At 67.3% G+C, this 23,973-nt stretch carries 20 protein-coding genes and 1 riboswitch; of the genes, 12 read left to right on the forward strand and 8 right to left on the reverse strand.

All coding sequences use genetic code 11. The features are described from left to right. Positions 1-132: 132 nt before the first annotated feature. Together AC5P99_RS09550 and AC5P99_RS09555 are read left to right on the forward strand one after the other, a co-directional pair. Positions 133-651, forward strand: a complete 519-nt coding sequence (locus AC5P99_RS09550) for a c-type cytochrome (RefSeq protein WP_005407662.1) — start codon at positions 133-135, stop codon at positions 649-651. A gap of 382 nt (positions 652-1,033) precedes the next feature. Continuing rightward, complete coding sequence (locus AC5P99_RS09555; RefSeq protein WP_099604898.1) at positions 1,034-2,479, forward strand: ExeM/NucH family extracellular endonuclease; 1,446 nt, start codon at positions 1,034-1,036, stop codon at positions 2,477-2,479. Positions 2,480-2,780: 301 nt separating this feature from the next. Here the strand turns inward: AC5P99_RS09555 and AC5P99_RS09560 are convergent, their stop codons facing one another. After that, a complete protein-coding gene (locus tag AC5P99_RS09560) occupies positions 2,781-3,638 on the reverse strand; it encodes an EamA family transporter (RefSeq protein WP_495213077.1) in 858 nt (285 codons plus the stop codon). A 43-nt stretch (positions 3,639-3,681) separates the two neighbouring features. Between AC5P99_RS09560 and AC5P99_RS09565 the strand changes: the two genes are divergently transcribed. The 5 genes from AC5P99_RS09565 to AC5P99_RS09585 all read left to right on the forward strand — a co-directional run bounded on the left by AC5P99_RS09565 (position 3,682) and on the right by AC5P99_RS09585 (position 10,271). After that, on the forward strand, positions 3,682-4,353 hold the full coding sequence (locus tag AC5P99_RS09565; RefSeq protein WP_049449357.1) for an alpha/beta hydrolase: 672 nt from the start codon (positions 3,682-3,684) through the stop codon (positions 4,351-4,353). Then, complete coding sequence (gene zapE / locus AC5P99_RS09570) at positions 4,350-5,450, forward strand: cell division protein ZapE (protein ID WP_049449359.1); 1,101 nt, start codon at positions 4,350-4,352, stop codon at positions 5,448-5,450. Before AC5P99_RS09565 ends, zapE begins: the two co-directional genes overlap by 4 nt. Before the next feature lie 631 nt (positions 5,451-6,081). Further along, positions 6,082-8,484 carry a ribonucleoside-diphosphate reductase subunit alpha gene (locus tag AC5P99_RS09575; protein ID WP_005407668.1) on the forward strand — a complete coding sequence of 801 codons (2,403 nt, stop codon included), beginning with the start codon at positions 6,082-6,084 and terminating at the stop codon, positions 8,482-8,484. Between the two features lie 144 nt (positions 8,485-8,628). Continuing rightward, a complete protein-coding gene (locus AC5P99_RS09580) occupies positions 8,629-9,648 on the forward strand; it encodes a ribonucleotide-diphosphate reductase subunit beta (RefSeq protein ID WP_049449365.1) in 1,020 nt (339 codons plus the stop codon). A 365-nt stretch (positions 9,649-10,013) separates the two neighbouring features. Then, a complete protein-coding gene (locus AC5P99_RS09585) occupies positions 10,014-10,271 on the forward strand; it encodes a hypothetical protein (RefSeq protein ID WP_005411932.1) in 258 nt (85 codons plus the stop codon). Positions 10,272-10,310: 39 nt separating this feature from the next. Here AC5P99_RS09585 and AC5P99_RS09590 read toward each other — a convergent pair whose 3' ends face one another. Beyond that, positions 10,311-10,946 (reverse strand): LysE family translocator, encoded by a 636-nt coding sequence (locus tag AC5P99_RS09590; RefSeq protein ID WP_005407671.1) that lies wholly within the window; start codon positions 10,944-10,946, stop codon positions 10,311-10,313. 152 nt (positions 10,947-11,098) lie between these two features. Here AC5P99_RS09590 and AC5P99_RS09595 point away from each other — a divergent pair, with 152 nt between their 5' ends. The 3 genes from AC5P99_RS09595 to AC5P99_RS09605 all read left to right on the forward strand — a co-directional run bounded on the left by AC5P99_RS09595 (position 11,099) and on the right by AC5P99_RS09605 (position 13,593). Continuing rightward, positions 11,099-11,500, forward strand: a complete 402-nt coding sequence (locus AC5P99_RS09595; protein WP_005407672.1) for an acyl-CoA thioesterase — start codon at positions 11,099-11,101, stop codon at positions 11,498-11,500. A gap of 55 nt (positions 11,501-11,555) precedes the next feature. Further along, complete coding sequence (locus AC5P99_RS09600) at positions 11,556-12,371, forward strand: NAD-dependent protein deacetylase (RefSeq protein ID WP_049449367.1); 816 nt, start codon at positions 11,556-11,558, stop codon at positions 12,369-12,371. A 121-nt stretch (positions 12,372-12,492) separates the two neighbouring features. Beyond that, positions 12,493-13,593, forward strand: a complete 1,101-nt coding sequence (locus AC5P99_RS09605) for an NADH:flavin oxidoreductase/NADH oxidase (RefSeq protein ID WP_285309757.1) — start codon at positions 12,493-12,495, stop codon at positions 13,591-13,593. Positions 13,594-13,596: 3 nt separating this feature from the next. On the opposite strand, the gene AC5P99_RS09610 is transcribed toward AC5P99_RS09605, so the two are convergent. Further along, on the reverse strand, positions 13,597-14,508 hold the full coding sequence (locus AC5P99_RS09610) for a LysR family transcriptional regulator (protein WP_049449369.1): 912 nt from the start codon (positions 14,506-14,508) through the stop codon (positions 13,597-13,599). 114 nt (positions 14,509-14,622) lie between these two features. On the opposite strand from AC5P99_RS09610, the gene purU reads away from it, so the two are divergent. Further along, positions 14,623-15,474 (forward strand): formyltetrahydrofolate deformylase, encoded by an 852-nt coding sequence (purU, locus tag AC5P99_RS09615; RefSeq protein WP_005411937.1) that lies wholly within the window; start codon positions 14,623-14,625, stop codon positions 15,472-15,474. 287 nt (positions 15,475-15,761) lie between these two features. On the opposite strand, the gene pncA is transcribed toward purU, so the two are convergent. The 4 genes from pncA to AC5P99_RS09635 form a co-directional block, all read right to left on the reverse strand. Beyond that, positions 15,762-16,388, reverse strand: a complete 627-nt coding sequence (pncA, locus tag AC5P99_RS09620; protein WP_108269914.1) for a bifunctional nicotinamidase/pyrazinamidase — start codon at positions 16,386-16,388, stop codon at positions 15,762-15,764. A 55-nt stretch (positions 16,389-16,443) separates the two neighbouring features. Next, positions 16,444-17,130: an epoxyqueuosine reductase QueH gene (locus AC5P99_RS09625; RefSeq protein WP_005407678.1), complete on the reverse strand. Its 687-nt coding sequence runs from the start codon at positions 17,128-17,130 to the stop codon at positions 16,444-16,446. Between the two features lie 161 nt (positions 17,131-17,291). Next, positions 17,292-17,521, reverse strand: a riboswitch (cobalamin riboswitch). 83 nt (positions 17,522-17,604) lie between these two features. Continuing rightward, positions 17,605-19,014 carry a nicotinate phosphoribosyltransferase gene (locus AC5P99_RS09630; RefSeq protein WP_049449373.1) on the reverse strand — a complete coding sequence of 470 codons (1,410 nt, stop codon included), beginning with the start codon at positions 19,012-19,014 and terminating at the stop codon, positions 17,605-17,607. Positions 19,015-19,078: 64 nt separating this feature from the next. Next, a complete protein-coding gene (locus tag AC5P99_RS09635; RefSeq protein ID WP_049449375.1) occupies positions 19,079-20,128 on the reverse strand; it encodes a bifunctional nicotinamide-nucleotide adenylyltransferase/Nudix hydroxylase in 1,050 nt (349 codons plus the stop codon). Positions 20,129-20,321: 193 nt separating this feature from the next. Between AC5P99_RS09635 and AC5P99_RS09640 the strand changes: the two genes are divergently transcribed. Further along, on the forward strand, positions 20,322-22,214 hold the full coding sequence (locus tag AC5P99_RS09640; protein WP_495213078.1) for a patatin-like phospholipase family protein: 1,893 nt from the start codon (positions 20,322-20,324) through the stop codon (positions 22,212-22,214). 320 nt (positions 22,215-22,534) lie between these two features. Here AC5P99_RS09640 and AC5P99_RS09645 read toward each other — a convergent pair whose 3' ends face one another. Further along, complete coding sequence (locus tag AC5P99_RS09645) at positions 22,535-23,902, reverse strand: helix-turn-helix domain-containing protein (RefSeq protein WP_049449378.1); 1,368 nt, start codon at positions 23,900-23,902, stop codon at positions 22,535-22,537. Between the last annotated feature and the right edge of the window lie 71 nt (positions 23,903-23,973).

Genomic DNA, 23,973 nt, shown 5'->3' on the forward strand with positions numbered 1-23,973 from the left:
ACCCCAGCCCCCGGCATGTTGCGCCGCACCAGCGGTGACGCCTGTTGTCGCACGCAAAGCGCGTTCTATACTCGGTCCATCACGCAGTCGCTCAGCCGTGGTCCAACGACTATCAGCCAGGGGTAACGAAGAGTGCGGAATTACGATCTGGAGTTCCTGAAACGCTTCTCCATGGTGATCGCGCTGCTGGCGACCATCACCCTCGGCCTCATCCTCCTAGCCGCCTACATCCACACCCGGATTCCGCCCGAGGTGTCGCCGACTGCGGCCAAGCGCACCGAACAGCGCATCTCGCCCACCGGCGCGGTCTATGCCGGCAGCACCGGCGCCGCCGCGCAGGCTGCGGCCAAGGCCGCCGCGCTGGCCAAGGCCGCCTCGCAGGTGGCCTACGGCGGCACCAAGGACGGCAAGGTCATCTTCGACAACCTGTGCACCGCTTGCCACACCACCGGCGTGGGCATGGCGCCGACGCTGGACCATTCGCACTGGGACAAGCGCATCGCGCAGGGCAAGGACACCCTCTACAAGCACGCCATCGAGGGCTACACCGGCCCGGATGGCGGCATCATGCCGCCCAAGGGTGGCAACCCGGCGCTGACCGAGGAACAGATCCACGCCACCGTGGACTGGATGCTGGGCAACCTGAAGTAGGCGCCGGAACGGCCAAACCGCGAAACGGCGGAAACGTTGGAACATGGAACGGCCAAACGGGATGGCGGAACCGCGGAGCATGGAACGGCCGAACGGGATGGCGGAACCGCGGAACATGGAACGGCCGAACGGGATGGCGGAACCGCGGGAAGGGGGTAGAGTCGACTGTTGGTCGACTGCTCTTCCCAACGCCACCGAAAAAGCCCGCGCTGCGCGCGATAGTCGATTAACAGTCGACTCTACCCGCCGGTCGCCCCAATCGCCGCGGTCGTTCTCCATCCGCCGCCGGCGGCTTTGCGGGCCAAGGCCAAAACCGCGCGCGTCGCTGGGGTTTCGCATTTCAAGGTTAGTCTGTGCGCCTCTTCCATGGAGTCGCCCGTCGATGCGCCGCCGTTCCCTCGCCCTTGCCCTGTCCCTGCTGCTGCCGGCCGGTGCCTTTGCCCAGGCCCAGCCGCAGGCCGCACCGGCCGCGTCGCCCTCCGCTGCGCGCAGCAGCGCCACCGTGGTGCTGACCGCCGCGCCGGCCGACTGGCGTGCACTGGATGGCCAGCGCGTGCGCATCGCCGCACCGCTGACCCTGGCCGGTACCGACGGCCTGGAGCGCTTCGGCCAGCTCACCGTGGCCTTCGATGGCCGCCTCTGGCAGCCGACCGAAGTGGCCACGCCGGGCACTGCCGGCTATGAGCAGGTGATGGCCGACAACCAGCGCCGCCGCCTGGTGCTGGAAGATGGCGGCGATGCCCGCGACCCGGCCAGCGTGGCTTACCTGCCGGGCAACCCGGTGCTGCGCACCGGCATGCAGCTGCGCGATGTGCAGGGCATCGTGCGCATGGACGCGCAGGGCCATCCGCGCCTGCAGGTCGAAGGCGCGCTGAAGCTGCCGGAGCTGAAGCGCCCGGCGGTGCCGACCGTGCCGGGCAGCCTGCATGTGGCGGCCTTCAACCTGGAGAACTTCTTCAACGGCGACGGCCAGGGCGGTGGCTTCCCGACCCTGCGCGGCGCACGCACGCTGGAGGAACACAAGGCGCAGGTGGCCAAGCTGGTCACCACGGTCAACGCGCTGGGCGCCGATGTCGCCGCGCTGATGGAACTGGAGAACGACGGCTACGGCCCGCAGTCGGCCATCGCCGAACTGGTCGATGCGCTCAACCGCGACCGTGGCGCGCAGGGCGACTGGCGCTTTGTCGACGCGGGCAACGGCCCCGGTGACAACCCGATCCGGGTCGGCATCATCTACCGCAGCGCGCGCCTGCAGCCGGTGGGCAAGCCGGCCACGCTGACCGGTGGCCCGTTCGTCGAGCACAGCCGCGTGCCGCTGGCGCAGGCCTTCCAGGGCAAGCAGGGCGCGCCGTTCGTGGTGGTGGCCAACCACTTCAAGTCGAAGGGCTGCCGCGACGCCGCCGGTGCCGACGCCGACCACAACGACAACCAGGGCTGCTGGAACGCCACCCGCGTGACCTCGGCGCAGCAGCTGCACGCCTGGCTGCAGACCGACCCGACCGGTACCGGTGCAAAGGACGCGGTGCTGCTCGGCGATTTCAATGCCTACGCGATGGAAGACCCGATCCGCACCCTGCATGACCTGGGCTGGCAGGACGCGTTCAAGGTCGCCAAGATCGAGCATCCCTACAGCTACGTCTACAACGGCTATACCGGCCGCCTCGACCACGCGCTGCTGAGCCCGGGCATGGCCAAGCGCCTGCGCGGTGCCGCCGAGTGGCACAGCAATGCCGACGAACAGGACGCCAGTGGCTACCAGGGCCGCAACGTGCAGGGCCCGTGGCGCAGCTCCGACCACGACCCGCTGTTGTTGGGTTTCGACAGATAAGGTTCGGCGGGGATCTGCTCTGGGAGGGACCTTGATCGGCACGGATCCTGCCGTTGCTTTTGATCTTCCAGTCCGTCTTCAAGCGAGCCGAGCATCGCAGGTGAATCAGGGGCGAAGAGGCGCCGATGTTTGAGCGCAGCGAGTTCGGCGCCGTCCCCTGGTTCATCGAGAAGCGCAGGGTACCGGTGCACAGCACCGGCTCGCGGCTGGCGGCGCGTTTCTTTTGGTTACTTTTCTTTTCGCGCGAAAAGAAAAGTGACATCCCACCGCGGGCGCGGAAATGGCCCGCCGCAACCAACGCTCACCCCCGGGCGATCAACCCGATCGCCAGCACCGCCAGCGCCAGGCCGGCGCGGTTCCACTTCGTGGTCGCCTCGCCGAAGGCGAACACGCCCACCAGCGCACCCACCACCACCACGCCGATGTTCATGCCGGCGAACACGGTGGCCGGGCTCTGCGGCATTGCCTGGTGCGCATGCACATAGAAAAGAATGTTGCCGCCATTGAGCAGGCCCAGCAGCGCGCCGGCGCCGAGGTTGCGCCAGGCCAACCGGCTGCGGTCACTGAAATGCCGCCACAGCTGCAGCGCCAGCATCAGCCCGAAGGCCACGCTGAAACTGGCCAGTACCGCCGCCATCGACGGCGTGCCGGACAGCGCCACCTGCTTGAGCAGCACGTCCACCACCGCGAAGCCGCCCCATACGCCCAGCAGCCAGCCCCAGCCACCGGGTGAGGACGCCACCGCCGGTCCGCGCGGGCGCAGGCTGATCGCCACCATCGCCAGCAGGCCCAGGCCGAGTCCGGCCAGCTTCCACGGCGTTGCGGTCTGGCCGAAGAACAGGAAGGCCGCCGCCAGTGACAGCAGCAGCGACAAGCGCTGCGCCACATCGCTGCGGACGATGCCGGCCACCGCGACCGCGCGGCCCAGCACCAGGAAGATCGAGGGCAGCACCACCGCCAGTGCCAGCAAGGACAGCCACGGCGCATGCGGTGCGCGCAGTGCATCCAGCGGCGGCTGCAGCACCACCGCCGTCATTGTCGCGGCCACCAGATAGTTCCAGGTGACCATCTGCGCGACATCCAGCTGGCGGCGTCCGGCCACCTTCAGCAACACCGAAACCAGCACACTGCAGATCACGGCCAAAGACAGGTAGAGCATGGGGCGGGCACAGGGCAGGGGCAGGGGACGGTATCATGGTGCCATGCACAAGCCTTCGTTCCCCGTCGCCCCCGGCGAAACCGCCTGCCTCGAACTGGACGGCCCGGCCGGCCCGCTGGAAGTGGTCGTCGACCTGCCCAAGGCCGATGTGCCGGTGCAGCCGATCGTGGCCATCGTCTGCCATCCGCTGTCCACCGAGGGCGGCACCCTGCACAACAAGGTGGTCACCATGACCGCCACCACCCTGCGCGAGCTGGGTATCGCCACGGTGCGCTTCAACTTCCGCAGCGTTGGCGCGTCGGCCGGTGAGTTCGACCACGGCGTGGGCGAGCAGGATGACTTGAAGGCCGTGGCTGCCTGGGTGCAGAGCCAGCGCCCCGACGACCGCCTGTGGCTGGCCGGTTTCAGCTTCGGCTCGTTCGTTTCGCTGAAGGCTGCGGGCGAGCTGCAGCCGGAAGCGCTGATCTCGATCGCGCCGCCGGCCGGCCGCTGGGACTTCGATGGCATCGCACCGCCGGCCCGCTGGCTGGTGATCCAGGGCGAGCAGGACGAGATCGTCGACCCGCAGGCTGTCTACCAGTGGCTGGACACGCTGGATTTCCCGCATGAGCTGGTGCGCATGCCCGAGACCAGCCATTTCTTCCACCGCAAGCTGATCGACCTGCGCGGCGCGCTGACCCACGGCGTCAAGCACTGGCTGGGCGCGGCGGCATGAGTGCAACCGAGCTGACCCCGTCGCAGCGGTACGCGGAAGGGGTTGCCCGTGGTGACTGGCAGAACGACCCGGCCCAGCATGCGGCGCTGGCCGAGCTGGACCGCATCCACCTGGGCCTGCTGGACAGCGCCGAGGACGGCTGGCTGGACCGCCTGTCCTCGTTCTGGAAGAAGCCCGAGCCGGTCAAGGGCCTGTACTTCTGGGGCGGCGTCGGCCGCGGCAAGACCTTCCTGGTCGACCTGTTCTACGACGGGCTGCCGATCAAGCAGAAGTACCGCACCCATTTCCACCGCTTCATGCGCAGCGTCCACGAGCGCCTGCGCGAGCACCAGGGCCAGAGCGACCCGCTGGCGAAGATCGCCCAGGAATGGCGCAGCAACCTGCGCGTGCTGGTGCTGGACGAGTTCTTCGTCACCGACATCGGCGACGCGATGCTGCTGGCGCGGCTGCTGGAGCGCCTGTTTGCCGAAGGCGTGACCCTGGTCACCACCTCCAACACCGCGGTGGAGAACCTGTACCTCAACGGCCTGCAGCGCGAGAGCTTCCTGCCGGCCATCGGCCTGCTGCAGCGCTTCTGCGTCGAGCTGTACGCCGAGGGCACCGAGGATTACCGGATGCGCGCGCTGACCCGCTCGCCGGTGTACCGCGCGCCGCTGGCTGCCGACAGCGATGAATGGCTGGCCACGCGCTGGAACGAGCTGAGCGGCGGCCAGCCGGCCAAGACCGGCAACATCGAGATCGAGGGCCGCAAGATCCCGGTCCGCGGCCGTGGCAAGAGCATCGCCTGGTTCGATTTCGCCGCGTTGTGCGAGGGCCCGCGCGGCCCCTCGGATTACATCGAGATCGCGCACGAGTTCAACACGGTGCTGCTGGGCGGCATTCCGGCGTTCGATCGCCTCAACGAAGATGCCGCGCGCCGCTTCGTCAACCTGATCGACGAGCTGTACGACCGCCACGTCAACCTGGTCTGCACCGCCAGCACCTCGCCGGTGGAGCTGTACACCGGCCAGCGCCTGCAGGGCGCGTTCGAGCGTACCGCCTCGCGCCTGATCGAGATGCAGAGCGCCGAGTACCTGGGCACCCCGCACCGGGCGTGAGGGGCCTGCGGGCGTGCGTTGCCGGCCAGCGGCCGGCACGACCCCCTGGGATTCCGGTAGTGCCGGCCGCTGGCCGGCAATGATCGGGAGAAGGGCGCAACGGCGTTTCCCTGCGGCCGCCGCTCCGGCCTGGCCGACACATGCAGCCTCGGGTCGCTGCCCGGCGGGCGGTCCCGGCATCCACCGGATTCCCACCGGCTGCCCACCACCTATCCACAGGGTTGTCCCTAGCCAGTTTCATCACTGTCATGTGAAGCTGTCATTGTTCCGTTTTCGCGGTGCGTTGTACCACCGCAATGACGCCTTTCGGGCTTGACTGCGCAGCCCGTTCCGGCAGGTCTGAAGCGTCTGATCCGGACGCCGGCGGCACGATCCTTGCGGCGCAAGGGATTGCCGAATTTCACTACATTTGGCGTTGACGGGCCCCATCACCCCCACTATCTTGTGGCCGTCGGTCGCAGCAACCCCAATTCCAGGGATGCCCGGGTACCCATCCGCGATCGTCAACGGCAGTGGCAGGCGCAGGGTCTCATCCGCTGCGACGCCGTCCTGCCATCCTGGGCTGTCATGTCCCGGGCTGCGTCACCCGATGCATCGAGCACCCACCAATCACGCCAAGAGGACACACGCCGTGACCACCGAATCCAGCGCCACCATCGAGAAGGAAAGCGAATTCCTGTTGACGTCGCCGCCGACGGCCAACGCGATGAGTGTGACCAAGCGCAATGGCACGACCGAACTGGTGGACCTGAACAAGATCGTGCGCGCGGTGCAGCGTTCCTCCGAAGGCCTGCACGCCGTCGATCCGATGCGCGTGGCCACCCGCACCATTTCCGGCCTGTACAACGGCGCCACCACCCGCGAGCTGGACGAACTGTCCATCCGCACCGCCGCCCTGCTGATCGGTGAAGAGCCCGAGTACGGCCGCCTGGCTGCGCGCCTGCTGGCCAACTACATCGCCAAGGAAGTCTCGGGCCAGGAAATCTACGCCTTCTCGCAGTCGGTCAGCCGTGGCCATGAAGTCGGCCTGATCAACGACCGCCTGCTGAACTTCGTGCAGACCAACGCGCGCAAGCTCAACGACGCCATCGACATCTCGCTGGACCTGAACTTCGATTACTTCGGCCTGCGTACCCTGTACGACCGTTACCTGCTGCGCCACCCGCACACCCGCAAGGTGATCGAGACCCCGCAACAGTTCTTCCTGCGCATCGCCAGCGCGCTGAGCGAGGACGTGTCCGAGACCCTGGCGCTGTACAAGCGCATGGGCAACCTGGACTACCTGCCGTCCAGCCCGACCCTGTTCAATTCCGGCACCACCCACGAGCAGCTGTCCTCGTGCTTCCTGCTGGACTCGCCGCAGGACTCGCTGGAGTCGATCTACTCCAAGTACGGCGACATCGCCCAGCTGTCGAAGTTCTCCGGCGGCATCGGCGTCAGCTACACCCGCGTGCGTTCGCGTGGTTCGCTCATCAAGTCGACCAACGGCCACTCCAACGGCATCGTGCCGTGGCTGAAGACCATGGATTCGTCCGTGGCCGCAGTGAACCAGGGTGGCAAGCGCAAGGGCGCGGCCTGCGTGTACCTGGAAACCTGGCACGCCGACATCGAGGACTTCCTCGAGCTGCGTGACAACACCGGTGACGAAGCCCGCCGCGCGCACAACCTGAACCTGGCCAACTGGGTGCCGGACCTGTTCATGAAGCGCGTCGAAGCCGACCAGGAATGGTCGCTGTTCGATCCGCGCGTCGTGCCGGAGTTCACCGACCTGTTCGGCGAAGCCTTCGAGGCCGCCTACCTGCAGGCCGAAGCCCAGGGCAAGGCCAACCGCACCATCTCTGCCCGCAAGCTTTACGCCCGCATGATGCGTACGCTGGCCGAGACCGGCAACGGCTGGATGACCTTCAAGGACAAGTGCAACCGCGCCAGCAACCAGACCCTGCGTCCGGGCAACGTGATCCACCTGTCCAACCTGTGCACGGAAATCCTGGAAGTCACCTCCAACGATGAAACCGCGGTGTGCAACCTGGGTTCGATCAACCTGGGCAACCACTTCGACGAGCACAACGAGTTCGATTTCGAGAAGCTGGCCGAGACCGTGCGCCTGGCCGTGCGCCAGCTCGACCGCGTCATCGACCTGAACTTCTACCCGATCGAAACCGCCCGCCGCGCCAACCTGCGCTGGCGTCCGGTCGGCCTGGGCTGCATGGGCCTGCAGGACGTGTTCTTCCGCAAGCGCCTGCCGTTCGACAGCGCCGAAGCCCGCGCCCTGTCGAAGAAGATTGCCGAAGCGATCTACTTCCACGCGCTGGAAACCTCCTGCGAGCTGGCCCAGGAACGTGGCAAGCACCCGTCGTTCAACGACACCCGCGCCGCCAGTGGCGAACTGCAGTTCGACGCCTGGAACGTGGTGCCGGAAGACACCGCACGCTGGGACGCCCTGCGCGCCCGCATCAAGGAACACGGCCTGCGCAATTCGCTGATGATCGCGATCGCACCGACCGCGACCATCGCCTCGATCGCCGGCTGCTACGAGTGCGTCGAGCCGCAGGTGTCCAACCTGTTCAAGCGCGAAACCCTGTCCGGTGACTTCCTGCAGGTCAACCGTTACCTGGTGAACGAGCTGAAGAAGCTGGGCCTGTGGACGCCGGAAATGCGCGATGCCATCAAGCTGGCCGAAGGTTCCATCGCCGGCGTGGCGCAGATTCCGGAAACGCTGCGCGAGGTCTACCGCACCGCGTGGGAACTGCCGATGCGTTCGCTGATCGACATGGCCGCCGAGCGTGGCGCCTTCATCGACCAGTCGGCCTCGCTCAACCTGTTCATGGAAAGCCCGAACATCGGCGCGATGTCCTCCATGTACATGTACGCCTGGAAGCAGGGCATCAAGACCACCTACTACCTGCGTTCGCGCCCGGCCACCAAGATCGCCAAGACCACGGTGAGCGCTGCGGCCCCGGCCAAGGTATTCAGCCCGGACGAAGCCATCGCCTGCTCGCTGGAAAACCCGGAAGCCTGCGAGGCCTGCCAGTAACACACCGCGCGGTGGGTGCCGACCGTTGGTCGGCACTCGAACACCTCGCACCTGTAGAGCCGAGCGATGCTCGGCTGCGGAAAAACACCCACGGTAGCGCCGGGCCACGCCCGGCGGCTCACCCAGGAATTCAAGGAAACACCCATGGCCGACAAGCCCAAGCAGATGCTGCTCGATCCCGGTTTTGAACTGACCCTGCGCCCGATGCGCTACCCGCAGTTCTATGACATGTACCGGAACGCGATCAAGAACACCTGGACGGTGGAAGAGATCAACTTCCAGATCGACATCACCGACCTGCACAGCAAGATGTCGCCGGGCGAGCGCCACCTGATCCACCGCCTGGTCGCGTTCTTCGCCACCGGCGACTCGATCGTCTCCAACAACCTGGTGCTGAACCTGTACCAGCATCTCAATGCGCCGGAAGCGCGCATGTACCTGTCGCGCCAGCTGTATGAAGAAGCGCTGCACGTGCAGTTCTACCTGACCCTGCTCGACAACTACCTGCCGGATCCGGAAGAGCGCGCCAAGGCGTTCTCGGCGGTGGAGAACATCGACTCGATCAAGAAGAAGGCCGATTTCTGCTTCAAGTGGATCGACTCGATCCAGAACCTGACCCGCATCGAGACCCGCGAACAGCGCCGCCAGTTCCTGCTCAACCAGATCTGCTTCGCCGCCTGCATCGAAGGCCTGTTCTTCTTCGCGGCCTTCGCCTACGTGTACTACTTCCGTTCGCGCGGCCTGCTGCCGGGCCTGGCCTCGGGCACCAACTGGGTGTTCCGCGACGAGAGCGCACATATGGAGTTCGCGTTCGAGTCGGTGCGCGTGGTGCGTGAGGAAGAACCGGACCTGTTCGACGAAGAGATGAAGCAGCAGGTCTACGACATGCTGGCCGAAGCCATCGAATGCGAAGTGCAGTTCGCCGAGGACGTGCTGTCCGGCGGCGTGGCCGGCATCTCCACCCGCGACATGCGCCAGTACCTGCAGCACTGTGCCGACCAGCACTTCGCCAAGCTGGGCATGGAAAAGAAGTACAACGTGCGCAACCCGCTGCCGTTCATGGAACTGCAGGACGTGCAGGAGCTGACCAACTTCTTCGAACGCCGCGTCTCGGCCTACCAGGTCGGTGTGCAGGGCGAAGTCGCCTTCGACATGAACTTCTGATCGAACCGGCCCGGCCTGTCGCAACGAAGAACCCCGGCCAATGCCGGGGTTTTTCGTTGCGCATCAGAAGGATGAGCTATTCTCGCTGGACGCCAGTGGTGGCGGTGCTTCGCATCCATGCCGGGCCTGGGGAGGAAGAGGGGATGCCACTGCAGGAATGACGCGTGGACAATCCCAGCGCCGGGTTCCCGTGCGCGTGGTCCTGCCATGGTGGCGCAACTGAATGGACCCTGGAGGTCGCAATGGAGACTGCAGTGCCTGGAACAGCAACCCGCAGGACCGTGTTTCGTGGGTGGACGGGAGGATTGTTCGCCGTCCTGGTCGCCTGTCCGCCCCTCGCCCATGGCACGAACTGCGATTCCAAGGTGACCAACGTTTCCATCGATGCCAGCGGCAAGGTGTTCGTGGCGACCACCGTCTCGCCCATCCACGCGGTCTGCAACATCGTCAGCAAAGGCGACTTCAGCATGCCGCCCGAGGTCTGCAAGGCAACCTACGCCATGCTGATGAGTGCGAAGGTCTCCGCCATACCCATCCGCCTGTACTACACCAGCGTGCCGCAATGTGGCGATATCAAGGCCTGGTCGGCACAACCGAGCTTCTACCACGCTGAACTGTTCTGATTACGGGGCCGGGCGTATCGCCTGGAGGGCACGCCGCGATCAGCGCCGCCCTTCCACCGCCATGCGCACCGCCAGTCCGGCCAACACCGTGCCCATCAGCCAGCGCTGCACCATCTGCCAGGTGGGGCGTGCGGCCAGGAAGCCGGCGATGCTGCCGGCGGTCAGCGCGATCATGCCGTTCACGCTGACGCTGACCAGGATCTGGGTGGAGCCCAGCACGATCGACTGCATCAGCACGCTGCCTTCGCTGTCCGGGTGCAGGAACTGCGGCAGCAGCGACAGGTACATCACCGCCACTTTCGGGTTCAGCAGATTGGTCAGGAATCCCATCGTGAACAGCTTGCGCGGGCTGTCCTGCGGCAGTTCGCGCACCGCGAACGGCGAACGGCCACCGGGCTTGAGCGCCTGCCAGGCCAGGTACAGCAGGTACAGCGCGCCACCGATGCGCAGCGCGTCGTAGGCGAACGGCACGGTCATCAGCAGGGCGGTGATGCCCAGTGCCGCGCACAGCATGTAGAACACGAAGCCCAGCGCCACCCCGCCCAGCGAGATCAGTCCCGCCATCGGCCCCTGGCAGATTGAGCGCGAGATGACGTAGATCATGTTCGGCCCGGGCGTGAGCACCATGGCCAGCGAAACCAGCGCAAAGGCCAGCAGGTCGGAAGTGGCGGGCATGGGAGGTCCTGGCAGTGGGCGTGAAGCAGTGTAACGCCTGCTGCAGGCGCGGCCTGCGCAGGCACCGCTGCCGGGTGACCGTTGCACGTGCATTCCGATGGCCGTCACGCCGGTCGCTTAGAATCCGCAGCACCCCACACCGAAGCTCCCCCATGACCCCGATCCCCGAGACCGTGCCGCCCATCGAAGTGCGCATGGCCGAAATCGTCTTCCCCAACCACACCAACCACCTCGGCACCCTGTTCGGTGGCCAGGCACTGGCGTGGATGGACAAGGCCGCGTTCCTGGCCGCCGCCCGCTACTCGCGCCGTACCGTGGTGACCGCGCGCAGCGACCAGGTCGACTTCAAACTGCCGATCCGCATCGGCCAGATGGTGGAAACCATCGGCCGCATCGTCGAAGTCGGCCGCAGCTCGATGAAGGTGGAGGTGGAACTGGTCGCCGAAGACCTGCACAGCGGCGAGCGCAAGCTGTGCACCCGCGGCCACTTCGTGATGATCGCGCTGGACGAGGAAGGCCACCCGATCGCGGTGCCGCCGCTGCCGGCGGCCTGACCCGGCCAACCGACCGGCGCTTGCAGGGGCGCCGCAGCGCCCCCATCTGGCAGCCATGAGCCTGCCACTGACCGACTTCATCGACCGCGCCCAGCGCCTGTTCGTGCTGACCGGCGCCGGCTGCAGCACCGCCTCGGGCATTCCCGATTACCGCGATAGCGACGGCCAGTGGAAACGCACGCCACCGGTGACCTACCAGGCCTTCATGGGCGAGACGGCTACCCGCCAGCGCTACTGGGCGCGCAGCCTGCTGGGCTGGCCGCGCTTCGGCCTGGCCCGGCCCAATGGTACCCACCAGGCCCTGGCCGCACTGGAAAGCCGTGGCAAGCTGCAGGTGCTCCTGACCCAGAACGTGGACGGCCTGCACCAGCGCGCCGGCAGCCGTAACGTGATCGACCTGCATGGCCGCCTGGACCTGGTGCGCTGCATGGGCTGCGAGCGCCGCAGTGGCCGCGAGGACTTCCAGCAGCGCCTGCTGGACGCCAACCCCGGCTGGGATGCGCTGGAGGCCGGCGTCGCGCCTGATGGCGACGCCGACCTGGAGACCGATTTCTCCAGCTTCGTGGTACCCGGGTGCCCGCACTGCGGCGGGGTGTTGAAGCCGGACGTAGTGTTTTTCGGCGAAAACGTGCCCCGCGAGCGGGTGGAGGCGGTGCACGAGCACCTGCAGCAGGCCGACGCCGTGCTGGTGGTGGGCTCGTCGCTGATGGTCTATTCCGGCTTCCGCTTCGTGCAGGCGGCGGCCAAAGCAGGACTGCCGGTGGCGGCGTTGAACCGTGGCCGCACCCGTGCAGACGACCTGCTGCAGTTCAAGGATGAACGCGATTGTGCTGAGGCGCTGGCGTCGGTTATCGAACCATCGGCTGGGTAGAGTCGACTGTCAGTCGACTCTACAGGCCACCCGCCGCCGCGAAACAGCGATCCATCCAGATGGTTGATCCCGGAGCCGTGCGGCGGTGCAATACGCATCCCCTACGTCGTCCATCACTGTCTTGAGCCAGCTGTTTTCGCCGATCTCGTTCGGCCCCCTGACCCTGTCCAACCGCATCGTCGTCGCGCCGATGTGCCAGTACTCCGCCGAAGACGGCCGCGCCAGCGACTGGCATGCCATGCACCTGGGCAACCTCGCGCAATCCGGCGCCGGCCTGCTGATCCTGGAAGCCACCGCGGTCGAGCCGCGTGGCCGCATCAGCTGGGCCGACCTGGGCCTTTGGGATGACGGCACCGAGGCCGCGTTGGCACAGGTACTGGCCAGCGTTCGCCGCTGGTCGCCGATGCCGCTGGGCATCCAGCTCGGCCATGCCGGTCGCAAGGCCTCGGTGAACCGCCCTTGGGACGGCGGTGGCCAGCTGCCGGCCGACGATGCGCGTGGCTGGGCCACCGTGGCGCCGTCGCCGCTGCCGTTCCACGCCGCCGATCCGGCACCGCAGGAACTGGACGAGGCCGGCATCGCCGAGGTCATCGCCGCCTTCGCCGCCAGTGCGGTGCGTGCCGAGCGCCTCGGCTTCGAGCTGATCGAGCTGCATGCCGCCCACGGCTACCTGCTGCACCAGTTCCTGTCGCCGCTGAGCAACCGTCGCACTGATGGCTACGGTGGCTCATTGCCGAACCGCCTGCGCCTGCTGGTGGAAGTGTTCGACGCCGTGCGTGCGGCGGTTTCGGACAAGGTCGCCGTGGGCGTGCGCATCTCCGCCAGCGACTGGGTCGATGGCGGCTGGGATCTGGTGCAGAGCGAAGCGCTGGCCCAGGTGCTGGACGCGCGCGGCTGCAATTTCCTGCATGTCTCCAGCGGTGGCCTGGACGAACGCCAGAAGATCACCGTCGGTCCGGGCTACCAGGTGCCGTTCGCGGCAGCGATCAAGGTCAAGGTGCGCATGCCGGTCATCGCCGTGGGCATGATCACCGAGCCCGAGCAGGCCGAATCGATCCTGCGCCATCGCCACGCCGATGCCGTGGCCCTGGCGCGCGGCATCCTCTACGACCCGCGCTGGCCGTGGCATGCCGCTGCCGCATTGCGCGACAGCGTGGAACCGGCGCCACAGTACCTGCGCTGCGAGCCGCGCGATGCGCGCGGCGTGTTCAAGACGCGCTGAGGCTCACACCCGCCAGGCCGGCGCGATGCCGGCCTGAAGGTGTTCGAACAGCGCGCGGATCTTGGCGGTGAAATCGCGGCGGTCGCTGACGCAGAAGTAGACCTCCATCGGTTCCGGGCGCCACGCGGTGTCGGCGTCGAACACCGCCTGCAGGCGGCCCTCGCGCAGGTACGGCTCGGCCACGAATGCGGCCAGCCGGGTGATGCCGGCACCGGCCGCCGCCAGCGTCGCCAGCGCATCGATGTCATCGCAGACCATGCTCGGTGGCAGCGCGGCGTCCACGCGCTGGCCGTCCTTCAGCAGGCCCCAGCGCAATGGCCGGCCATCGGTGGGGAAGCGGTGCAGCAACCCGCGATGACCGCCCAGATCGGAAGGCTGTTGCGGGGTGCCGTGCGCCTTCAGGTAGGCCGGCGAGGCACAGAACACGAACGGAACACGCGCCAGCTGCCGCGCGACCACCCCATCCTCCAGCTGCGCCCCGATGCGGATGCTGGCATCCACCGCTTCCGGTCCATGCTGCACGGCGCGGTCGGTCAGGCGCAGCTCCAGCTGCAGTTGTGGGTAGAGCTGCTGCAGTGAAGGCAACAAGGGGGCAAGCACGTGGCGACCGAAGGCGCTGCTGCTGGCGATGCGCAGCGGCCCGGCCGGTTCGATGTCACCGGCGGTGACCATCGCCTGCGCGCGCGCCAGGTCGGCTTCGATGTGGCGCACCTGCGCCAGGTACAGCGCGCCGGCCTCGCTGAGCGCCAGCTGCCGCGTACTCCGGTTCAGCAACCGTACGCCCAGATGGGCCTCCAGCCGGTTGATGTTCTGGCCGACCGCGGTGGCGCTGATGCCAAGGATGCGGGCCGCGGCGGCAATGCTGCCGGTCTCTGCGGTGCGGGTGAAGCTGCGGATCAGTTGCAACAGGTTCATGACCGACCAGCTTGCCACGGGAAGGTCCAAGTATCGCTTGGTACTGAACCAAGCAGGCCGGTTGCACCCGTGATCATCCGGCCGCTGGGCAGGGCGCTGCCCTACACTGTAGCGATGCGCCCCGATTCCATTCTTACCCTGTCCTGCCCCGACCGCACCGGCATCGTCTACCGCGTGTCCGGCCTGCTGTTCGACCACGGCTGCAACATCCTCGACGCCCAGCAGTTCGGCGATGAGGAGAGTGGCCGCTTCTTCCTGCGCGTGCACTTCGACCGCGATGCCGGCCTGCCGCTGGAAACCGTGCACGCGGCCATGGCCACGCTTGCCGAGGGCTTCGGCATGGACTGGCAGCTGCACGATGGCCGACGCCGCGCGCGGCTGCTGGTGCTGGTCAGCAAACAGGGGCATTGCCTCAACGACCTGCTGTTCCGCGCCCACAGCGGCCAGCTGAAGGTGGACATCGCAGCAGTGGCGTCCAACCACGCCGACTTCGCGCCGCTGGCGGCGTCCTACCAGGTGCCGTTCCACCACCTGCCGGTGACCGCCGATACACGCGCGGTGCAGGAGCAGCAGATCATCGACCTGGTCGAGCGCGAGCGCATCGACCTGGTGGTGCTGGCGCGCTACATGCAGATCCTGTCACCCACGCTGTGCCGCGCGCTGGCCGGCCGTGCGATCAACATCCACCACAGCTTCCTGCCCAGCTTCAAGGGCGCGCAGCCGTACCACCAGGCACACGCGCGTGGGGTCAAGATCATCGGCGCCACCGCGCACTATGTCACCGAGGACCTGGACGAAGGCCCGATCATCGAACAGGACGTGGCCCGCGTGGACCATGCGATGGCACCGCGTGAACTGGTGCGGCTGGGAAGTGATACCGAATCGCTGGTGCTGGCACGCGCGGTTCGCCGCCATGTGGAGCACCGCATCCTGCTCAATGGGCATCGCACGGTGGTATTCCGGTAATCGCCCATCCCGCGTCCGCCGGGCATGGCGCGGCGCTACCACGGTTGCTATCCGGTAGTGCCGGCCGCTGGCCGGCAACTGCAGAGATCCCGAGGTTGCCGGCCAGCGGCCGGCACTACCGAATCCTGATTTCATCCAATGAAAAGCCCCCGGTTCGGCCGTCCCGCGATCTGTAGGGGGGCGTAGTTAGGGGGCTGGATGAATCGATTGTGTTGTTGTGGGCAGGAGCGCGCAAGCGGCATAAGCGACGTGCGCGGTAGCGCCGGGCCATGCCCGGCGGTCACGCCTCAGACGATCGCGATCCCCGCCTTGCCCAGCGCCTCGCGCACCATCGCGTCATTGGCTTCGGTCACCGGCCGGGTCAGCTCCCACAGGAACTTCACCCGGAAGCCGGACTTCACCGCGTCCTGCGCGCTCCACAGCACGCAGTAGTCACGGGCCAGGCCGCATACGTGCACTTCGCGGATGCGGCGTTCATGCAGCCAGCCGGCCAGGCCGGTGGCCGGGCGCTCGCCATCGGGGCCGTGGTTCTCGCGGAAGGCGCTGTACGAATCCACCTGTTGGCGCATGCCCTTGCGCAGGATCAGGTCGGCCACGGTCCAGTCCACGCCCGGATGCAGGGCGGCACCGGCGCTGCCCTGCACGCAGTGGTCGGGCCACAGGGTCTGCGGCTGCGCATGCAGCAGGATGGTCTCGAACGGACGCTGGCCGGGGTGCTGGCTGGCGAACGAGGCATGGTCGGCCGGGTGCCAGTCCTGTGTTGCCACCACGGTGCGGTAGCGGCGCTGCGCCAGCAGATCGGCAATGGGTGCCACCAGCGCATCGCCCTGGTCGCAGGCCAGGGCGCCACCGGGCATGAAGTCCGGCTGCAGGTCGATCACCAGCAGGGCGACATCGGCGGGCAGGGCGGTCATGGCAGTCCCGGTACAACAGAAGGGGCGACCAGCGTGGCCGCCCCATGCCTGCACGTCAATCGTCCTGCGGCGTCCCAGCGTCCTGCCCGTAGTACAACAGGCCGATCTTGATCCGCTCGCGGCCATTCTCGCGGCGATGGCGGTTGGCATCGCGCAGCGAGTACACGCAGCCGCAGTATTCCTGCTGGTAGAACTGCTCGCGCTTGCTGATCTCGATCATGCGGCTGGCACCGCCGCCCTTGCGCCAGTTGTAGTCCCAGTACTGCAGGCCTTCATAGCGCGAGGCGGCGCGGATGCCGCAGTCGTTGATCTGCGCCATGTTCTTCCAGCGCGAGATGCCCAGCGAAGAACTGATGGTGTCGTAACCGTGCTCGTGCGCGTACAGCGCAGTGCGCTCGAAGCGCATGTCGAAGCACATCGTGCAGCGGATGCCGCGCTCGGGCTCGTTTTCCATGCCGCGTGCACGGCTGAACCAGTTGTCGGTGTCGTAGTCGCAGTCGATGAAGGGAATGCCGTGCTGCTCGGCGAAGCGGATGTTCTCCTGCTTGCGCAGCTCGTACTCCTTCACCGGGTGGATGTTGGGGTTGTAGAAGAAGATCGCGTAGTCGATCCCGGAGGCGGTGATCGCCTCCATCACTTCGCCGGAACAGGGCGCGCAGCACGAATGCAGCAGCAGGCGCTTGCCGTCGGCGGGCAGGGTCAGGGTGGGGCGTTGGAGCTCGGTCATCGTCAGGTACCGCATGGACCGCCGGCAACGGCGGTGGCCCATGCATCAGCGCGTGGGTGAACGGGTCTGGCCGGATACCGTGAACAGGACGCGCGCGGCCACACCGCCTGCACGCGCAGGACGACGACGGCCCCGGCAACCTCCCCGCGGAGATTCCAGGTCGAGTCAGGGGACGGTCGTGTCCCCCGGCCGGGGCCGGTATTCGGGCTGATGGACACGGGCCGCAGCCCACCTACTACCCGCCGCTTCCCAGGCGCGAGCCCAGTGCTGTTGGCAGGATTCGTTTCCATTCACCGCTGCGGGGCAGCTCCGGAATGGACGCGCGAGGCGCCTTCACCGGATTCCCGTTTAAATCCCTCCCCGCGCCGCAGCGATGGGAGGGATACCTTCGGCGTGTGCAAGGTGGACCTGTTGGTGGCGCCGGTCAAGAGCGCAGGGGGCAGAGCCCGATGCGCTGCAACGGGATCCGACCCCGGTCGGGATGCACCTTCAATGCCCCACGGCCGCCCGCGTGCGGATGTCGTCCAGCCGCTGGTCGTGCAGCAGGCGGCCGTTCTCCCACACGGTCACCATTGCGTCCTCGAAGCCGTCCGGCAGGGTGTCGTCGCCATTGGCCGGCAGTGGCGCCGTATGCAGGCTGCCATCGTCCAGGCGGCGCAGCAGGCGCATGCGGCCACGCTTGCTGGCCTTGCCGGCGTCGGTGACCGGATCCTTATAGACGTCGATCCACTCGCCCTCGACCCGTGCGGCCGAGCACTTCAGCGCGAACTTCTGCGTATCGCGGTCCAGCCGCTGCAGCAGCGCACCGCCCATGCCGAAGGCCACGTTGTCGGCGGCGTAGCCGTTGTCGGTGATGCGCTGCAGGATCGCGCGGATGGTGTCCGGATTGATGCCATCGCCCTGGATCACCCGCACGTGGTTGAGCACGCGATAGCCCTTGCCGTTGATCGCGTGGCCGAAGGCTTCATCCAGCCGGCGCAGGCTTTCGGCCACCACCTCCACCGGGTCACCCGAGTCGGGACGGATGACCAGGGTGGCGCCCGACGCGATCACGTCATCGCGCAGGGTGGTGCCCCAGTGTTCGCTGATCGCGCGGTAGATGTCATAGCTGTCCGACACCACCGCCACGATCGAACCGGGCTTGCCGAACTGGCGCAGCATGTTGCGATAGGCGTCCACCTCGCGTTCGCGGCCCCAACTGGTGATGGTGCTGTGCTCGGCGGCCGGAATCGAATAGCCGGCCATCGGCGCGTGGTAGTGCGCGCGTGCCAGGCACAGCGCCGACACGGTATCGGTGCCGAGGAAGTTGACCAGGTGCGCGGCACCGCCCAACGCGGCCGATTCCAGGCTCGATACACCGCGCGCGCCGAAGTCGTGCAGCTTGAACGGCAGCTGCCCCTGCGGGTCGTCGCTGGTCTGCTGCAGGAACGCGGCGATGGTCTGCCGTGCGTGCCAGCTGATGGTGGCCACGGTGACCGGATACCACACGCGCAGCAGCAGCGTTTCCAGGTACGACGGCACCCAGAACGCAGCCGGATCGGTCGACTCGATGGTCATCAGTGCCTGGTGGGTGGGCACCACGCTGCCCTCGGGAACGGCGCGGATGCGCACCGGCAGGTGGCCGCCAAGCCGGTCGACGATATCGCGCCAGCCGGCCTCGTTGAACGGTTCGCCGTGTGCGGCGAATACCGCAGCAGCGTCGTCGATGTCGGCGTGGGTGACCGGTCGTGCCAGCGCGTCCTTGAGGATCGCCTGCAGGCCGAAGAACACCGTGCGATCGTGCAGGCCGCCACGTGATTCGACGTAGAAGAACGTGGCATCGGTACCCGGCGGGTACTGCAGCCAATGGCTGGCCTTGTAGCTGTCGGTGTTGAGGAGAAGATTATCGAGGTAGTGCATGACGGAAGCTCCTTCGCGTCGAGTGACACCAGCGGTCTATCCGCCAGTGGGGAGGCCGGGCCTGTCAGCCGCGGCCGAGGAAATACTCCAGGATGTGCAGGTGGTCTTCGAACAGCTGCGGGCCCATGTCCAGGGCTTCACTCACCGGTATCCAGCGCGCCTTGTCGGCGTCGTCGCCGCCGCGCACAGGCGGCAGGTCACCGGCCGGGAATTCGAAGTGGAAACCGTGGGTGATGGTGCGGCCGCGCTGGCTGCGGTCGGGGTGGTCGAAGACCTGCTGGCCCTTCAGCGAACCCTTCAGCACCGGCAGTGGAATCTTCAGCCGGGTTTCCTCGCGCAGTTCGCGCAGGCAGCTGTCGAGCAGGCTCTGTTCCTGGCCGACGAAGCCGCCGGGCAGCGCCCACAGCCCCTTGCCGGGTTCCGAGCGGCGACGCACCAGCAGCACGTGGCCTGAATGCACCACCACCGCATCGGTGGTGACGAAGGTGGGCGCGTAGGGCGCATCCTTCCAGGCGGCCTTGTACTGTTCGATGAAGCGGTACTCGGCCACCAGCTGGCCATAGGCAGGCGCGCTTTTGCGGAACGCTTCAAGCATGTCGTACACCGGCCCCGGCACATTGCCACGCAGCATCAGCAGCGCACCGTGGAAGTCGACGTCGCCGGCTTCGAACAGGTAGCGCCGCAGCTCGGTGGCCGACAGGGTGGCGGTGTGCTGCACGTCCACCAGCGGCCACTGCGGGAACTCGCGCAGGTAGTAGCTGGACGCGTCCTTGTCCATGCCGATCAGGCCCACCTTCGCATCGGCGGCGGCGCCGTCGTTGCGCAGGGCTTCAGCCACCTGGCGCTGCACGTTGGCGATCCACTGCGCTTCGTTGTACAGGTGGTCACGCAGCGGGCGGATCAGCAGACGGTCGGTGTGGCCATCGAGGGCGGCCTGGATCATCACGGCGCGTTCGGCCACGGTCCAGGGATTGCGCAGGCTGCGGGGGGTATCGGCAGAGCCGACCAGGAAGATCAGCTTGCGGGCCCGGCTCAGGGCCAGGCGGGCAACGGCGGCGTGGCCGTTGTGGAAGGGCTCGAATCGCCCGATGAAGACGAGATAGTCGAATTCCATGAGAATCCCTCATGTCGTTGTGGCAGCCGCGGGTCTGTCCCTTGGCTTGCTGCAGATGCTACGCCGATGGCGGGGCGGGTCAAGCCTGCAGCCGTGCTTTCTGCTGAACGGCGCATTGCGTGCGCGGACTGCGCCGTTGTTCTCAGGCCCTGAGAAGCCCCTGCGCCATACTGGCACCCACGCGGCGGACGGCATGCTCGGGGGCAAGACAGTGGCGGACAAGTACTGCGATCTGGTCATGAAAGGCGGCATCACCAGCGGCATCGTGTACCCCAATGCGGTACTGGCGCTGGCGCGCGAGTATCGCTTCAAGAGCATCGGCGGCACTTCGGCCGGCGCCATCGCCGCCGCCGTGGCGGCTGCGGCGGCCTGCGGTGATCGTCGCCAGCAGGCCGGCGAGCACCTGCCCGGCGATGCAGGCTATGGCGGGTTGTCGGCGGTGTCGGCGCAGCTGTCGCGGCGCGGCTTCATCTACAGCCTGTTCCAGCCCGCACGCGGCGCACGCGCGGCCTATCGCCTGCTGGTGGTGCTGACCGGCAATGCCAGCCTGCCGCACAAGCTGCTGTGCCTGGCCGTTGCCGTGTTCGAGATCGCGCCGCTGGAAGTGCTGGTGTCGCTGGCGCTGCTGCTCGGCCTGGGCTGGTGGGGCGGTGGTTGGAGCGGGGTGGCGGCCACGCTGCTGCCGTCGCTGCTGTGTGCGTACGGTGCGGGTGTGGCCGGTGCCGCGCTTCGTGTGGCACGCGTGGCGCGACGCAATCTGCTGGGCCTGTGCAGCGGCCTCGGCCGCGATGCTCGCACGCCGGCACTGACCGAGTGGCTGCACGAATGCCTGCAGCAGTTGTCCGGCAAGCCGTTGGATGCACCGCTCACCTTCGCCGACCTGCACGATGCGCCGCGCTATGCCGGCGAGCCGGACAGCCCGCATGCGATCAGCCTGCAGATGATCACCACCTGCGTGTCGCACAATGAGCCGCGCACGCTGCCGCTGGGCGGCGCGCAGTTCTGGTTCCTGCGCGAGGAATTCGAGCAGCTGTTCCCGGCCAGCGTGGTGCAGTGGCTGGTGACGCAGGCCGGCCCGCCGCTGGAGGTGGAAGGGCGGCAGTACTACCACCTGCCGCCGGGCCCGAAGCTGCCGGTGCTGGTGGCCACGCGCATGAGCCTGAGCTTCCCGCTGCTGATCAGCGCGGTGCCGCTGCATGAACCCTCACGCCGCGAACGACGCTGCGAGCCGACCGCGCCGGCGGCCGACCCCGAGCACAACGTGGCCGACAGCATGGAAGGGCTGACCAGCGCCGGGCAGGCTTGCGGCCCGGTGATCACCGCCTTCCGCATCTGCTGGTTCTCCGATGGTGGCATCAGCAGCAATTTCCCGATCCATCTGTTCGATGCCGCGTTGCCGCGCTGGCCGACCTTCGCCATCAATCTGGTCTACCCGCAGCACGCCGAAGAGGTGAACCACGGCAGCAGTGGCCGCCAGTCGCTGGAGCACGCGGTGTTCCTGCCCACCGAGAACCGACACGGCTGGCAGCGCACCTACCAGTCGATCGCCACACCGCTGGCGGCCGCCGAGCTGGGCCGCTTCCTGTTCGCGGTGGTGGCGACCATGCAGAACTGGCGCGATCTGCTGCAGGCGCGCGCGCCGGGTTACCGCGACCGCATCGTGCACGTCAGCCTGCAGGGCGACGAGGGCGGCATGAACCTGGACATGCCGCAGGAGGTGCTGACCCGCATCGCCGACAAGGGCAGCCTCGCCGGTGCGCGCTTCTGTTCGTTCTCGTTCGAGAATCACTACTGGATCCGCTGGCGCAACCTGGCCTCGGCCTACCAGCGCTACACGCTGGAAGTGGCACGCACCGATGATCCGGCGCAGCAGGTACTGGCTTACCGCGCGGCGTACGCGATGGTTGCCCGCGGGGAACCGGCACCGCCGTCGTACAAGCTGGGCTCGGAAGACAAGCGGCTGGTCTCGCAGCAGCTGTGGGGGTTGATGGTCGAGCAGGGACGTACCTGGGAAGACCTCGGCCCGGACCTTACCGACGGAGCACCGCGTCCGCTGCCGCAGATGAAGGTCACGCCGATCTACTGAGCCGGCAGTAGATCCACGCCATGCGTGGATGCATTTCGCGCAGGGCCAGAGCGTGCCGACCAACGGTCGGCACCCACCATCAGCATCAGCATCAGCATCAGGTTCCAGCAGCAGGAGGAAACTGTCGAAGGCGGGGTGGTGTCGGATTGCGGGGTGTCCGCGGCATGGATGCCGGGGGGGCACTTCAGGGACGGGTTCACGGCGTCCCCGCAATCCGACACCGCCCCGCCATCCCACGGAAAGCCCGCTGTTGCTTTTGAGGTTGCCGGCCAGCGGCCGGCACTACCGCAGGTGCAGGGCGCAGCCCTGCCGAACCAACCCTACCGCCCCGGCAACTGCGCGAACGCGCGCTGCATGCAGTCCTCGCGCGGGCACACCCGGCAACCCGGCCCGATCGACACCGAGTTCCCCGGGCTCTGTACATCCAGCCCCAGCGAATACACCAGTCGTTCGGCGTGCTGCAGGTCGCAGCCCAGCGCCACCGCGAAGGTCTTGCGTGGCTGGCCATGGCCCACCGGCCCGCTGCTGACCTGCCGCGCCAGCCAGAAGTGGCGCCGCCCATCGGGCATGCGCGCGGTCTGGGTGAGGATGCGGCCGGGCTGGTTGAACGCCTCGTAGACGATCCACAGCGGGCACGACCCTCCCACCTGCGAGAAGTGGAAGTCGGTGGCCGAATGGCGCTTGGAGACGTTGCCGGCGCGATCCACGCGGATGAAGAAGAACGGCAGCCCGGGCGCGCTGCGCCGCGCCAACGTGCTCAGCCGATGACAGACCGCTTCAAAGCCCACGCCGAACTGGTGCGCCAGCAGCTCGATGTCGTAACTGCTGGCCTCGGCCGCACGCAGGAAACGCATGTACGGCATCACCAACGCACCGGCGAAGTAATTCGACAAGCCAATCCGCGCCTGCGCGATGCGTGCCTCATCGGTAAAGCCAGCGCGCGCCACTACCGCATCGATCTGCGGCAGGTAGCCGTGAAGGGCCAGCTCGGCCGCCATCTGGAACGCCTGCTGGCCGGGCTCCAGGTAATCGGGCAGCCACAGCCGCCGCGCACCGGCATCGTATTGTCGTTTCTCGCGCCCGGCCTGCAGGGCGGCCACTTCCACCAGCACGCCATGGCGGTCGGCCAGCAGCTGGCGCAGCCGCGGTGCCACATGCCCGGGTGACAGCCCCCACTCGGCGAACAGGCGCTCGGCCAGCTCGTCCAGCTCGGGAATGTGGTTGTGCATGCGGTTGAAGAACTCGCGTACCTGGTCGCCGGCCGGCAGTGTGCTGCCGGCACCGGGCTCGCCCAGCTGGAACTCCAGCGCGGCGGCATGCTCGCGCAGCGCCAGGTGGCGGCGGTGCAGGTCCAGCAGTGCGCGGCTGACCTGCGGCAGGTTGCCGGCCAGGGCGCGCAGCTCGGTCGCGCTGACGTCGGCCAAGCCGAGGTCGCGCAGGGTCTCGCCCAGTGCTTCCTGCAGGGCAGCGGGTTCATCTTCGTCGAACAGTGAGGAAACATCGCCCAGTACCTCGCCCAGCTTCTTCTGCACGGCCGGGGTGAGCGGGCGTTTGTTGCGCTCGATCTGGTTCAGGTAACTGGCCGACAGGCCCAAGGCGCGGGCCAGGTCCACCTGGCTGTAGCCGCGCTGCTCGCGCAGCCGTAGCAAGCGCAGGCCAAGCTGCCGCTGGGTGGCTGAATAATTCACAGAATTAACATGAATCGTCTGGCGTGTTGGCCAGATTAAGCGGATTCAGCCCGGAAATCGAGTCGGTTGCT

The sequence above is a fragment of the Stenotrophomonas sp. YJH_SMC_80 genome (assembly GCF_059372495.1).